Here is a 13946-nt window from a genome sequence, read left to right as displayed (position 1 = left end):
GCCTGCACTGGCCGTATCTTAGGGTTTGAATGTCCAATAGCGGCCGGCGAGCGTATCGACGGGGGCGAGAAAGCGCTGGTCGGCGCGCGCCTGGTTGCGTATCAGATAAAACATGTCGGACAGGGCCGAGCGCTTTTCCGCAAAATACGCGTGTTTCATGAAGCTGGTGTCCACCCCGGTGGCGTCGATGGTTTCCACGCCCGCCACGATCAGCATGCCGGCGCCGCTGTCGCCCGCGCGCGGATAGCCGTGCACGGCTTTCGAGGCAGCCAGGGCCAGGTCTTGCGAAGAGGCATACAAAGTGACGGGGTTGCGCGCGCCGGCCAGTTTCGGCGCGATATCGTGCTTGAAGACGGCCGCGTCGATGTCGGGTGCGGACAGGATGATTTCCGTGATTTTTTGCGCCAGCTGCGGCTGCGCGGCCAGCAAGCCGGCCACGGCGCGCGCCAGCCCGCGGCTGCCCATGCTGTGTCCCACCAGATACACTTGCGCCGCCTCGGTGCTGGCGAGAAAGTCGGCCAGGAAGGCCGTGATATGGGGCGTGCTCCACTCGATATTGTTTTCATCGATGGTGTAGCCGGCCAGGTCGCCGCGTGTTGGCCAGCTGTAGAAGACGGGCGCGCCGTCAAAGCCCAGGTCGTAGGCCATTTGCCCCGTGCGCCGCGCCGCATCCTCGAAACTCACGTTATAGCCGTGCACGAAGACAAAGGCGCTCTTGGCGGCCGAGGCGCGGATTTGCGTCTTTAATGCGGCAAAGAAGTTGTCGCGGTCTTGCACCTCGGTATTGAGCAGCACCACATGCTTGGCCGGGTCGTCGCGAAATTCCAGGCGCCACAGCGATGGCGATTCCAGCTGGCCCATGCGGTGGTCGCGGGGGATGCTGATGTCACAGCTGCCATAGCTGAGCGGGCCATCGCCGCCGCCATTGCCACCATTGCCGTTGCTCACTCCTTTGCTGCGTTCACCGCTGAAGCGCTGGGCCGGCGGCTTGCCCACGTCGCGCTGGCGGTCCGTGGCGAAATACACTTTTACCACCGCATAATTCGAGACGACGGCGCTTTTATCGGCCGGGGCGGGGACGCTTTCCACTGCGGGGAGCTGGGGAAAAGGCCGCTGCAGCGCATCGAGCAAGCCTTGCGCGGCAAACAGGGTTTCCATGTCGTCCGGCACCTTTGCCGTGGACAGGGCGGCCGACAGGGCCAGTTGCAGCTGGGGTTGGTCAGGCTCGGCTTCCAGCGCGGCGATAGCGGCCAGGATGGCGGCGGCGCTGTCGAACTTGGCGATGGCCAGCTTGAGACGTTGATAATGGCTGGCGACGGCCTCGGGCGCATGGCCGGGTGCGCCATATCCGATGGCCGCCACGACGGCGGAAGTGATCAAGTCCATGCGCCACCTGCCTTTCATGTCAATCTGGATTAAATGTTAACCCATATTGCCATAAAAGCACGCGCAAAGCGACTTGTCCAGCGGCGCACATACGTGGCACGAGGCAGATCAACTACGCCGCAGGGAATAGGCATTGCTTTTTTTTCGCAGGGCTGATAGCCTCAGTTTGATATTAAAAAACAAATGATTGTTTTGCAATCAAGCTGCTTTGCGAAAGGTGCCCATTATGTCTTTTACGTGGAATGGACGCTACATACTGCGGCGTATCGACGAGAATGATCCAGACTTCCACCGCATCCATAAACACAGTGCGGACCCTGCATCCATTACCACGACGGACAGTGTGTTTAACAGCGCGCCCGCCCTGGCAGCCAGAAGCCGCTACGACGCCGAACGGGTAGAGGGGCGCGACGCGTGGGAAGTCGCCCTGGCAGGCAGCACGAATGTCTTCATGGGGGTTTTTTTGCTGCGGAGCCGGCCATGAAGCGGCCCTGTGCGGCCGCTTGCGCCGCGATGCTGCTGGCTGGGTGCGTGTCCCCCAAACTGACCCGGCATTACGAGAGCATGGAAAAGCTCGCGGTAGCGGGGGATCCGACATCGAAGGAGCCGAACCTGACACTGTCCATGTTTCTGGCGCAGCCTAAAAAAGCGGAACAGGATCCGCTGATTACCCGCCTGTCGGCGCGCGCCCAGGCTGAGCTCATCCGCTCTGTTGCCGCAACGCTGCCAGCTGGCAGCAAGAGCGATGCCTTGCTGTCCGCCCTGGTCTCGCCTGCCGCGCCAGCCCCAGCCGCTTGTGGCTGGGCTGACGCCACGTCGCTCAGCCGGCGTGTAACCATCACGGTGCTCGGCGATCTTGTCCACCCTGCGGACAGGATCGACAAGCTGCAGTTTGACCTGGTACTGGGCGATGCCTCTGATCCGGCACCGCAACGCGCCACCTTCGTTTCGTGGGACCGGTTTGACACGGTGTACGGCTCGTATGACCTGGGCTCCGCCAAATACACCCAGTCCAGAAAACTGGACCTGGGAAAGACCGGCACCGATACCGCCAAATTGGCAGCGGACGCGGGCAGCGCGGTCAAGGTGCTGGATGTAGGCTACGAGGCAAGCAACTCGCTTGAGGAAAACATGAAGTATTCCATTCGCCGCCTGAGCGTTGGCGGGGCGCTCAACGACAATACGGCAACGCTGGTCCAGGAAGGCGGGCCGTATATCAATTTGCTGGGCAGCTCGTCGGCCACTTTTTCCATCAAGCTTGCCAAGAAGGAAGGGCCGCTGCCGGTACAATCGTTCAGCATGAAAGATGGCAACAAGACCGCGCCAGATGACGTGGTGGTGGTGAACTGCAATGCCAGTTTCCCCGCATCGAAGGCGAAGCTGGTTGCCAATATCAGTGGCAAGGCGGTGCTGAGAACGGTCAGCTTGAATCATGCCACGTTGAGCGAAGGCGACGACGCGGTTGTCGTCAAGACACATGTTTTCAATGGGCCGCCACTGACATTAGCCGACACGTCCGAGCTGGAGGTCAATTACTACGGCCTGGTATCGTGCACGTCACGCGCTGGAAAGGAAGAGTGTCAACGCCTGTTTATCGAAAATCTGAGCGAGGGCAAGGTGACGGACGAGGTGCTGGTGCCATCCGTGGAGGCGGCAACAACACTGCGTGCCTGGCTCCTTGCCAACGTCAAGCCGGGTAAGCCACTGCACGCCATCGGTGGCCAGCGCGTCGGCATGTCGCTGTCAAAAAATGATGGGGGCGGGGAGGGCAACTTCAGCTTGTTAACTGCCGAGACCGCGAAGTCCTTGCGCATCATGCTGCTGGGCGGGAATCTGGCGCCCAGGCCGCCCAGGCAGACAAATTAAGCGCCGCGGCGCCTGGCCGAGGCAGAATCAATGTTGCTTGTCGTCGCTGAACTGCTGCGCCAGCGATTGCAAGGGCGCTACCGTCAGGCCGCCGCGGCTCACGTGCTCGGGGATGGCCACGCGCACGGGCTTGCTGTGCATATTGCTTGAGGACAGCACGTTCGTGGTGGTCTCCGGCGCCGCATTCCACACGGGATCGACGATGCCTTCGAACACATGTTTCAATTGCTCGCCCCAGGTGTCGCGGATCATGCGGAAATACTGGTTCTTTTCATCGATGGTGACGAAGCGCGTGACGGCCAGGCTGCCCGTCTCGTAGACGAGCAAATCGAGCGGCAAGCCGACGGAAATGTTCGAACGCAGGGTCGAATCCATGGAAATGAGCGCGCACTTGGCCGCCTCGTCCAGGCGCGTCGTCGGGTTGATGACCCTGTCGATGATGGGCTTGCCATATTTCGCTTCGCCGATCTGGAAATACGTGTTTTCATCGTGCGATTCGATGAAATTGCCGGCCGAATACACCTGGAACAATCGACAGCGCTCGGCGCCTATCTGGCCACCCAGGATGATGCTGACATTGAAATCGATGCCGCACTCGGCCAGGGCCTTCGCTTCGCGCTGATGCACGGTGCGCACGGCGTCACCCACGATGCGCGCCGCGTCGTACATGCTGGCCACGTTCCAGATGCTGCGGCCATCCGCATCCACGTGTTCGGAGACGATCTGGCGGATCGCCTGCGAGATCGACAAATTGCCGCCCGTCATCAGGACCAGCATGCGGTCGCCCGGGTTCTCGAACACGCTCATCTTGCGGAAGGTCCCCACCTGGTCCACGCCGGCGTTGGTGCGGGAGTCGGACAGGAAGACCAGGCCTTCGTTGAGGCGCATGCCTATGCAATAAGTCATCGTCGTAAATCAAGTCAAAAGGGGGGAGCATTCTACACCAGCCGGGCCATGCCACCTGCTGGCAAGGCCCGGCCAGCCTCATTCCTGCCGGTTTACACGGGCACGATCTGCACATCGACTCTTAACGTTTCCGTGCCGCCACCCTGGCGCACGCCGCGCACGGGTGCGGCTGAATCGTAGTCGCGCCCGATGGCCAGGCGGCAATACGCATCCGTCATCAGCCGCGCATGGGTGACGTCGATGCTGACCCAGCCCGAGAAATCCGTGTCTTCCGTCCAGGCGTCGACCCAGGCGTGGCTGGCCGCGTGGCCCGTCGTGCCCGGATCGATATAGCCGGAGACATAGCGGGCCGGGATGCCCCAGGCGTGGCAGCAAGCCAGAAACAGGTGCGCATGGTCCTGGCACACGCCGCGCCCCAGCACCAGCGCGTCGCCAGCCGTGGTGGTGACCATGGTGGCGCCGCTTTCATACGCGACCTTGCCGACAATGTGCTCGGCCAGGCGCAGCAAATGGCCCGTGCCCGCCGTCACGCGCCGGTCCGGCAGGCTGGCGGCCGCCAAATCCAGGATGGCGGGATTGGCCTGCGTCAGTGGCGTGGGCATGGTAAACAATAGCGGCGACAAGGTGTCGATCAGGTTCAGCCGTCCCTTGTGCGGATAAATGGTCTCCACCACGCCGTGCGCCACCAGGCTCAGGGAGTGATGGCTGCCGTTGATCGTCAGCATGTGCGACAGATTGCCGTAGGCATCCGTATAGGCGTGGCACTGGCCCGGCGTGCTGATTTGCCAGGACAGGGCCCGCTGCTGCGGCTCGATACGCGGTGTCAGGTGCAGCTGCTGGATGGTGTAGGCCAGAGGCGCACTGTAGGCGTAATGGGTTTCGTGGCGGATAGTGAGCTGCATCAGGCCGCCAAGGGAACGAGGAAGTCGCGGCTGACCCGGTTGCCCAGGTCGTAGATGTTTTCCAGAAACTCCGTCAGGGTCAGGTGCAAGCCCGCCTTCATGATGTCGTCGATATGGCCGAATTTCAGCTCCGCATGCAATTTGCCCGCGAAACGCTCCGTATCGGCGGACACATCGTTGCGGATATGCTTTAAATTTTCCACCACGTCATCCATGCAGGCCAGCAAGGAACGCGGCATGTCGCCGCGCAGCATCAGCAATTCCGCCACCCGCGCCGGGGTGATCACGTCGCGGTAGACCTTGCGGTAGATTTCAAAGCCGGAAACGGAGCGCAGCAGGGCCGCCCAGTAGTAGAAATCGCGCTGCGTGATGTCTTTCGACGTGTCGCGCGCGCCGTGGAACTTCACGTCGAGGATGCGCGCCGTGTTGTCGGCCCGCTCCAGGAAGGTGCCCAGGCGGATGAAATGGATGGCTTCATCCTTGAGCATGGTGCCCAAAGTCACGCCGCGCGACAGATGCGAGCGGTACTTGACCCATTCGAAAAACTGGCTGGGGTCCGTTTCCAGCAAATTGCTTGTCAGGCGCTTCTGCATGTCGAGCCAGGTGGCATTCTGGATTTCCCACACTTCCGTCGTCAACGTCCCGCGCACGGCGCGGGCGTTTTCGCGCGCGCCCGTCAGGCAGGCCAGGATGGAAGACGGGTTGTTCGGGTCGCGCACCATGAAGTCGAGCACGTCGCGCGTGTGAAATTGACCATCGCGGCCATATTGATGGTCGTACGCGCTCTGCAGCTCGGAAATGCCCAGGGTGGCGCGCCAGCCCTGTTCCGCGTCCTGCTCGGACTGGGGCAGCATCGATGTCTGCATGTTGACGTCGAGCATGCGCGCCGTGTTTTCCGCCCGCTCCGTGTAGCGGGCCATCCAGAACAAATGATCGGCAGTGCGGCTCAGCATGTTTTCTCTCCTGCAAAAGCGGATGTGGCTTCGAGTACCCAGGTATCCTTGGTGCCGCCCCCTTGCGAAGAATTGACCACCAGCGAGCCTTCGCCCAGCGCCACGCGCGTCAGACCGCCGGGCACCATGGAAATCGTCTTGCCGGACAGCACGAACGGGCGCAGATCGATATGGCGCGGCGCAATGCCGGCCTCGACATACGTTGGGCAGGCGGACAGGGCGAGGGTCGGCTGGGCGATGTAGCCGCCCGGATTGGCCAGCAGGCGCTGGCGGAAGTCCTCGATCTGCGCCAGGCTGGACGCCGGTCCCACCAGCATGCCGTAACCGCCCGCGCCATGCACTTCCTTGACCACCAACTTGGGCAAATTCGCCAGCACGTAGGACAAATCGGCGCTCTTGCGGCATTGGTAGGTCGGTACGTTGTTGAGTATCGGCTCTTGCGACAGGTAAAACTTGATCATGTCGGGCACGAAGGGGTAGATCGACTTGTCGTCGGCCACGCCCGTGCCGATGGCGTTCGCCAAAGTCACTCGGCCCGCGCGATACACGGACAACAGGCCCGGCACGCCCAGCGAGGAATCGGAGCGGAAGGCCAGCGGATCGAGGAAATCGTCGTCCACGCGGCGGTAGATCACATCGACGCGCTTGGGCCCGCGCGTGGTGCGCATGTAGACGGAGTTGTCGTTGACAAACAAATCCTTGCCTTCGACCAGTTCGACGCCCATTTGCTGGGCCAAAAAAGCGTGCTCGAAGTAGGCGGAGTTGTACATGCCGGGCGTCATGACGACGACAGTCGGGTCATCCACGCCCCTGGGCGCGACGGAGCGCAGGTTGTCGAGCAGCATGTCCGGGTAATGGTCGACGGGGGCGATGCGGTTGCGGGCGAACAGTTCCGGGAACAATCGCATCATCATCTTGCGGTCTTCCAGCATGTAGGACACGCCCGACGGCACCCTTAAATTGTCTTCCAGTACATAAAATTCGCCCTGGCCCGCGCGCACGATATCGACACCGGCGATGTGCGCGTAAATGTCGGAGACGACGGCAATGCCCTGCATTTCCGGGCGGTATTGCGCGTTCTTGTAGATTTGCTCGGCGGGGATGATGCCCGCCTTGATGATGTTTTGCTCATGATAAATATCATGGATGAACATGTTCAAGGCTTGCACGCGCTGCACCAGGCCCGTCTGCATCTGCGCCCATTCGGCGGCGGGGATGATGCGCGGGATGGTGTCGAACGGTATCAGGCGCTCCGTGCCGGCATCGTCGCCATACACGGCGAAGGTAATGCCGACGCGGCGAAACGTCAGATCGGCTTCGGCCCGCTTGCGGGCGATGGTCTCGGGGGATTGCTGCGCCAGCCAGTTGTCAAATTCACGATAGTGTTCACGTACCTTGCTGTCCGTACCCACTTCATCCGCAGTCATTTCATTGAAAAAATTTGCCATGTTGTGATTTCCCTTGAGCCGTGTCTACGTATAGCTCAGCAGGAAGCGTGCCAACAGGGTGGCCGCGAACAGGTGTAAATATGACCACTATTGTGGCGTCGCACCCTTCTTCGCACCGATTTGGTGCGCTAGTTGTCACTCTTGGGGACGTCGGCGGGCCGGACGAAGGGCCGGCAATCGACGGGCACGTCGAAGATGAAGCTGGTACCCGTCTCGGGCGCGCTGTCGACGGCGATGCTGCCGCCGTGGCTTTCGGCCACGTTTTGCACGAAGGGCAAGCCGATGCCCCAGCCTGGCGCGGGGCTGTCGTTTTCGCGGCGCAGGTAGTCGAAGATACGTTCGGCCTGTTCTGGCGCGATGGCGGGGCCGCTATTGTGGACGTTGATGATCAGGCGTTCGTGAGTCGCTTCCACGTGCACGCTGACGGGGGTGTCGTCGCCGTACTTGATGGCGTTGCCGAGCAGGTTTTCCAGCGCGCGCCGCAGCGAATTTTCGCACCACCAGCCAATGACAGCTTGCCCGCTGACCTGGCATTTTCCGGGCCGCTGCAGGTTGACCTGGCCGGCCACGGCGTGCACCACGGACAGCACATCGAACTGGCTCAGGGCCAGCGGCAGCCGCTGGCCCCGGTGATAGCTGAGGCTATCGAGCAATTCCTCGATCATGCTGTCGAGCCGCTTGCTGTACTCTGCAATCTTGTGCGCCAGCAAGACCACGCGTTCCGGGTCCGCCTGCCGGAGCAGCAACTGGGCACTGGTGCTGATGACGGCCAGGGGATTGCGCATGTCGTGCGACAGGCCGGCCGCGATGCGGCGCCGGAAGCCTTCGTGCATGCTGGTAAATTCGCGTATCGATTCGCGGATGCCCACGTCGATCGATTCGTTGAGCACATGCCAATCTTTGCTGCGCAGGGTGAGGCCGCTGTCATGCGCAACGGCTGCAAAGCAGTCGCGGAAGATCTGGTATTCCTGGATCACCTGTTCCGGCCCGTAATTGGTCATGCGCGCCCGCTCATTGCCATGCACGGCAGGAACGTTGCTGTTGCTGGTGGCGTTTTCGCGCGGGTGGCCCGGAGTCAGCGCCTCGGCCAGGTTATCGAAAAAGGCGGGCAGGGTATTGGTGAGGATGGGCGTGAGCAACTCGTCCGCGCCGCGCACGTTGGCACGCACACGCTGTTCCCAGACGCTAAGGACGGCGTCGCGCATGGCAAAGATGCGCTGCGCGCGCTGCAGTGAATGGCGCGCGCCTGCCTGGCGATCCGCCTGATGATCCGTGGCAATACTCACCTGAACTCCCTGACAGGAATGGCTATGCTTTCAATAGTATGCGCCGAATCCGCCGCCAGGGAAACGGCATTATTGTCCAGTATCGGGCTGCCGCAGGGCCACCTGCAGGCGGGAAAGCGAGGCTGACCACTCGCCCAGGGAAAAGTTCTGTGGATCATCATGACCGTTCGCATAGCCCGTATCGAGGACGGCGTGGAAGGCAGGGATCAGCCACGTGCCCTTGCGCACACTGGCGGCGATATACAACAGGGCCAGCCGGTCGTATTGCGCGGGCGTAAAGCCGGGATCGGGCGCCAGGCCGTCATTGCCCTTGCCGCCGCCCGGTACGGAGTTACGCGGCTGTACCAACTCCACGTGCAGGAACAGGCCCGTCAGCGAAGGCTTGTCCTTTTCCAGCTTGCTGGCGTAGCTGGGTGTGCCAAAATCGCGCACTTGCAGCGAGCCGCCCAGGCGGTTCACATACACATGGCCTTTCGGACCACCACCCAGTGCCGGATTGCGCAAGGTAAAGTCGTTGAAGTCCCAGCCGGCATCGTTGATGTGGGCGGGAATGGATTCCGCCAGGAAATTCGGGTAACTGGTGTCGTGGATGACGAAATACCGCGCCATGGGCGCCGCCAGCCGGCCCACGGCGCGCGACAGGGGAGCGTCGACGGCGCCGCCCACGTCGGCTTCGACGATGCCTTGGTCAGCCAGCCAGGCGCGCAGGCGGGCCGGGGCGATGCCCGTGCGCTGGCCGATGTGGGCGGCAAGAAAATCCGGCAGCGGCGCACTGTCGCCCAGGCGCGCATACAGTTTGACGGGACGCAGCAAACACGTGGCTTGTGCCCGCGCATCGCCCTTGAAACCGCTTTTCCAGGCGGCATACGGGCAGGCGGCCTGCCTTTGGGCAAGGGCGGCGCTGGCGGTGGCGAAGAGCAACAGGGAGAGGAGAGCGGGGCGCAGTGTCATGCGACGCATTGTCGCCCAAGCGCAAGGGATTGCACAGGGGCGCACGCGGCAGTGCGCCCCTGTCGGCGTGGAACTATCGCTTAGAAATCGACCGAGGCGGAGACGACGACGGTGCGCGGCGCGCCCAGCACCAGGTAGCCGGCGTTGGAAGCGCCGCCAGCCGAAGCCCAGTAGTTCTTGTCCGTCACATTGTCCAGGCGCGCGCGGAAGGTCACGGCGCGTTCGGCGATGCTGGCCGTATAGCGTGCGCCCAGGTCCAGGCGCGTCCACGACGGCAACTGCTGCTTGTTGGCCGCATCGAGATACTGGCTCGAGGTGTACAGGGCGCGGCCCGTCAGCGCCAGGCCGTGCACGCCCGGCACATCCCACTCCACGCCCGCATTGAGTTGCTTGCGGGGCACGCCGATGGCGTCCTTGCCGTTGTTCGCCTGGTTTTGCACATTCATCTGTTCCGCATCGAGGAAGGTCAGGCCGCCCAGCAGGCGCAAGCCGCGCGCGGGGCTGCCGAAGACGGACAATTCCAGGCCCCGGTTGCGCTGTTCGCCAAAGACGCCGAAGGTGCCATTGTCCACGTACGCCAGCGGCTGCTTGGTAGTGAACAGGGCGGCGCTCATGCCGATGCGCCCGCCGTCATACTTCACGCCGATTTCCTTCTGTTTCGATTTGTACGGCGCAAAGATCTGGCCGATATTGTTCGTCACGCCGAAGCCGCCTGCCACGGCGCCTTTCTGCAAGCCTTCTATATAGTTGGCATACACGGACAGTTCCTTGCTGGGGCGGTACACGAGGCCGACCAGCGGCGTGGTGGTGCTTTCGCTGTAGCCGGGATCCGTCTGCTTGCCCGTATCGTAGCTGTAGCTGTCGTCCTTGATGGTCTGGCGGCGCAAGCCCACGGTCAGCAGCATGCTGTCGTTGGCGAAGCCCATGGTGTCGGCCACGGCAAAGCTGGACAGGATGCTGCGCGACGTCACAAGAGGATTGTCCAGCTTGCCGCCAACATACAGGGTGGCGGCCGGCGGCATGGCATTGAACGGCGCATCGATGCTGGCGTTGAAGTTGCCGCTCATGCCGTAGGCATTGCGCGATTGCGACCAGAAGCTCGACGCCGTGGCGCTCAGGCTGTGGCTGATGCTGCCCGTGACGGCCTTGCCGCGCACGCCGATCTCGCCCGTGCGCACCGTGTCGCGGCGTTCATTGTCGAAACGGTAGGCCGTGCCGCTACCATCCGCGCTGGCGACCGTGGGCACGGCCAGCACGTTCGATTCATTGCCGCTGCGCGCACCCAGCGCGGCCCAGGCCACCACATCCTTGGCGATATCGTATTCGCCGCGCAGGGTGCCGAAGGTGTCGCGTTCGTTCGAATGCGTCCAGTTCTGGGCGAAATTGCGGCTGGCGTCCGGCGCGGCCGGGATGGCCAAGCCGGGCGCCACGTTCACGCTGGGGCGCGGGGCCGTCAGCCTGTGGTCCTGGTAGCCGGCATCGGCAGACAGGCGGAAGTCGCGGCCACGGTAGTCGGCGCCGATGGAAAAGACGCCCAGTTCGCGTTTTTCATGGTCGATGGCCGTATCGCCGTCGCGGCGAGCCGCATTGATGCGGATACCCGTATTGTTGTCGGGGCCGAAGCGGCGCGCGATATCGGTGGACACGTACGCCTGGCCGCCGCTTTCCACGCCCACCGTCACCTGGGTCAGCGGCGCATTCGGCGCCCGCTTGGGCAGCAAGTTGATGGCGCCGCCAATGCCGCCGCCGCCCGGCGCCGCGCCATTGATGAAGGTATTCGCGCCCCGGAACACTTCCACGCGCTCGAGCAGCTCGGAGGCGACAAACTGGCGCGGCAGCAGACCGTACAGGCCGTTATATGCGAGGTCGTCCGAATTCACGGGGAAGCCGCGGATCATGTACATTTCCTGGAAATTGCCAAAACCACGCGTGACGCGCACGCCCGGATCGTTTTGCAGCACGTCGCCCACGCCTTGTGCCTGCTGGTCCTGGATCAGTGCCTGCGTGTAATTGAGGCTATTGAACGGCGTGGCCATCATGTCCACGTTGCCCAGCAAGCCCAGCCGTCCGCCGCGCGCCACCTGGCCACCCGCATACGCCTTGGATAATCCTTCCGCCGATGCATCGGCCGAGGCATTCACGACCACCGTGGGCATGGTCTGCGCGGCGCTGTCTGCAGGCGTGTTCTGGGCGTGGGCGGCGGTGCTGGTCAGCAGGAAGGCGGCCAGGGCGAAGGGGGTAGGGGCGAGGCGGAAGGTGCGCATGGTGTTGTTGGTATATTAATGAGAATGATTATCATTATATTCCAGCGCGGCACGATGCGTGGGAAAGTGTGAGAATGTTGAAAAAAATCGTCATTTGCACAACACCTGGCGCGCCAGGCACTGGAATCTGGCGGAAAAAGGCGCGCCAGACGATACCTTGCGGATTTATCAATGCTTGTTGCTCAGCTTCGCTAGAATGGGTGATCGCGCCCGGCGCCCACAGGAAACCGCATGCCATTGCACCGCCATCTACAGTACGCCTCCAGGCGCATGCAGGGGAGCTTGAGCCTGAAAGGCGCGGCTGTCGCGCTGATCCTGGCCATGCACGTGCTGGGCCTGTATTTCCTGCTGCTGCCGGCGCGGCAACTCAAGCAATACACGGAAGTGGCTTTCATGACCTTGCTGCCGCCCCGGCCGCTGCCGCAGACGCCACCGGTGGCCTTGCCGCTGCCGATGCCGCCTCCCCTGCCGCGCGCGCGGGCCACTGCGCCGCCCGCCGTTCCTGACATGCCTGCCGTGACGGCGCAAACCATTACCGTGCCCGCCGAAGAATTGCCCGCCGCGCCCACCACGGCGCCGTCTGACGCAGACTTGCGCACGCGCGCCCGTCTGGCCGCGGGGGCTGCCGACAAGGCCCTGCGCAGCGAACTCAAGCAAGACAAGCCATGGCTGGCCGCGGCCGAACTCAAAAGCGAAAGCACCTTCCAGAAGCTGGTCGCTTCCGCCTGGCGCGGCGGCCCGATCATCCGCGTGGAGGAATACCTGACGGCCGATGGCCGGCCCGCCACGCGCGTCGTCAGTGCCGGCGGTGCCACGTGCTACGGCATGGATGCAAACCCGGGCGCGGGCGCCGATCCGTTCAAGACAGGCGGCAAGGTCAAACGCGTGCCTTGCCCGGGCTAAATACCGTATCAACGGCAGGGTTTTCACGGCGATTCCCGGGCTGCCATCCCCGGCTGGGTCTCAAATATGCTAAGTTGCGTCTGCGTTTGTTTCCCATCTCCTTATGTCGATACGCCCCAGGACGCCCATGCCCCCCGAACTCCTCATCCTCGCTCCCAGCCCTTCGGCTGCCGTCAACGCGCAGCTGGAACAGCAATATACCTGCCACCACGCCTGGCAAGTGCCGGCGGACGAGCGCCACGCCTGGCTGGCCCAGCGCGCGCCGGCCATCCGCGCCGTCGTCACGACGGGCACGCTGGGCTTGAACGCGACCGACATGGCCTTGCTGCCCGCGCTGGAAATCGTCGCCGTGAATGGCGTGGGTCTCGATGGCGTGGCGCTCGACCTGGCGCGCGAGCGCGGCATCGCCGTCACCACCACGCCGAACGTGCTGACGGACGACGTGGCCGACGTGGCGCTGGCCTTGCTGCTGGCCAGTGCGCGGCATATCGTGACACTCGACCGCTTCGTGCGCGATGGCGGCTGGGAACGCCGTGAGGCCATCGCTCCCGCATCTAGCCTGCGCGGCAAGACGGCCGGCATCTTCGGCTTCGGCCGGATCGGCCAGGCCATCGCGCTGCGCCTGGCCGTTTTCGGCGTCCAGGTGCGCTATTTCCAGCCGCGCGCCATTGCCGGCTCTAGCGTGCCGCGCGCGGAATCCCTGCTGGCCCTGGCGCAGGAAAGCGATTACCTGATCGTCTGCGCGCCGGGCACGCCGGCCACGCACAAGATCATCGACCGCAGCGTGCTCGACGCGCTCGGCCCGCAAGGCACCTTGATCAATATCGCCCGTGGCGCGCTGATCGACGAAGATGCCCTGATCGCCGCCTTGCAGGATGGCCACCTGGGCGCGGCCGGTCTCGACGTGTTTGCGGACGAACCGCGCGTACCGGCCGCCTTGCGCGCCTTGCCAAACGTGGTGCTGACGCCGCACGTGGGCAGCCTGACCGTGGAAACGCGGCACGCCATGGGCCAGCTGGTGCTGGATAATCTGCAAGCCCACTTTGCCGGCCTGCCGCTGCGCACCCCTGTGCCCTGACGC

Annotated in this window: 12 protein-coding genes; 4 read left to right on the top strand and 8 right to left on the bottom strand. The window is 63.3% G+C overall.

Annotation, left to right across the window (positions count from 1 at the left end):
- Positions 1 to 18: 18 nt before the first annotated feature.
- Entirely contained in the window at positions 19 to 1386 is a 1368-nt protein-coding gene (locus ACQ4WP_RS15730; protein WP_436522168.1) for an alpha/beta hydrolase, read from the bottom strand.
- 226 nt (positions 1387 to 1612) lie between these two features.
- On the opposite strand from ACQ4WP_RS15730, the gene ACQ4WP_RS15725 reads away from it, so the two are divergent.
- Complete coding sequence (locus tag ACQ4WP_RS15725) at positions 1613 to 1870, top strand: hypothetical protein (protein ID WP_436522166.1); 258 nt, start codon at positions 1613 to 1615, stop codon at positions 1868 to 1870.
- Positions 1867 to 3252 carry a hypothetical protein gene (locus tag ACQ4WP_RS15720; protein WP_436522164.1) on the top strand — a complete coding sequence of 462 codons (1386 nt, stop codon included), beginning with the start codon at positions 1867 to 1869 and terminating at the stop codon, positions 3250 to 3252. The genes ACQ4WP_RS15725 and ACQ4WP_RS15720 overlap by 4 nt, the downstream gene beginning before the upstream one ends.
- A gap of 27 nt (positions 3253 to 3279) precedes the next feature.
- Here ACQ4WP_RS15720 and ACQ4WP_RS15715 read toward each other — a convergent pair whose 3' ends face one another.
- The 7 genes from ACQ4WP_RS15715 to ACQ4WP_RS15685 form a co-directional block, all read right to left on the bottom strand.
- Complete coding sequence (locus ACQ4WP_RS15715) at positions 3280 to 4158, bottom strand: proteasome-type protease (RefSeq protein WP_436522162.1); 879 nt, start codon at positions 4156 to 4158, stop codon at positions 3280 to 3282.
- Between the two features lie 92 nt (positions 4159 to 4250).
- Positions 4251 to 5060 (bottom strand): transglutaminase family protein, encoded by an 810-nt coding sequence (locus ACQ4WP_RS15710; RefSeq protein ID WP_436522160.1) that lies wholly within the window; start codon positions 5058 to 5060, stop codon positions 4251 to 4253.
- A complete protein-coding gene (locus ACQ4WP_RS15705; protein ID WP_436522158.1) occupies positions 5060 to 6013 on the bottom strand; it encodes an alpha-E domain-containing protein in 954 nt (317 codons plus the stop codon). The genes ACQ4WP_RS15710 and ACQ4WP_RS15705 overlap by 1 nt, the downstream gene beginning before the upstream one ends.
- A complete protein-coding gene (locus ACQ4WP_RS15700; RefSeq protein WP_436522156.1) occupies positions 6007 to 7461 on the bottom strand; it encodes a circularly permuted type 2 ATP-grasp protein in 1455 nt (484 codons plus the stop codon). The genes ACQ4WP_RS15705 and ACQ4WP_RS15700 overlap by 7 nt, the downstream gene beginning before the upstream one ends.
- A gap of 128 nt (positions 7462 to 7589) precedes the next feature.
- Positions 7590 to 8747 carry a sensor histidine kinase gene (locus ACQ4WP_RS15695; RefSeq protein ID WP_436522155.1) on the bottom strand — a complete coding sequence of 386 codons (1158 nt, stop codon included), beginning with the start codon at positions 8745 to 8747 and terminating at the stop codon, positions 7590 to 7592.
- 69 nt (positions 8748 to 8816) lie between these two features.
- Complete coding sequence (locus ACQ4WP_RS15690) at positions 8817 to 9698, bottom strand: hypothetical protein (protein ID WP_436522153.1); 882 nt, start codon at positions 9696 to 9698, stop codon at positions 8817 to 8819.
- 80 nt (positions 9699 to 9778) lie between these two features.
- Positions 9779 to 11962 carry a TonB-dependent receptor gene (locus ACQ4WP_RS15685; protein WP_436522151.1) on the bottom strand — a complete coding sequence of 728 codons (2184 nt, stop codon included), beginning with the start codon at positions 11960 to 11962 and terminating at the stop codon, positions 9779 to 9781.
- A 231-nt stretch (positions 11963 to 12193) separates the two neighbouring features.
- Between ACQ4WP_RS15685 and ACQ4WP_RS15680 the strand changes: the two genes are divergently transcribed.
- On the top strand, positions 12194 to 12865 hold the full coding sequence (locus tag ACQ4WP_RS15680) for a hypothetical protein (protein ID WP_436522149.1): 672 nt from the start codon (positions 12194 to 12196) through the stop codon (positions 12863 to 12865).
- 127 nt (positions 12866 to 12992) lie between these two features.
- A complete protein-coding gene (locus tag ACQ4WP_RS15675) occupies positions 12993 to 13943 on the top strand; it encodes a 2-hydroxyacid dehydrogenase (RefSeq protein WP_436522147.1) in 951 nt (316 codons plus the stop codon).
- Positions 13944 to 13946 lie beyond the last annotated feature (3 nt).

This window comes from Janthinobacterium lyxosi (genome assembly GCF_051380665.1).
GTDB lineage: Bacteria > Pseudomonadota > Gammaproteobacteria > Burkholderiales > Burkholderiaceae_D > Janthinobacterium.
The sequence above is the reverse complement of the archived record's forward strand: the minus strand, read 5'-3'. Positions and strand labels throughout refer to the sequence as shown.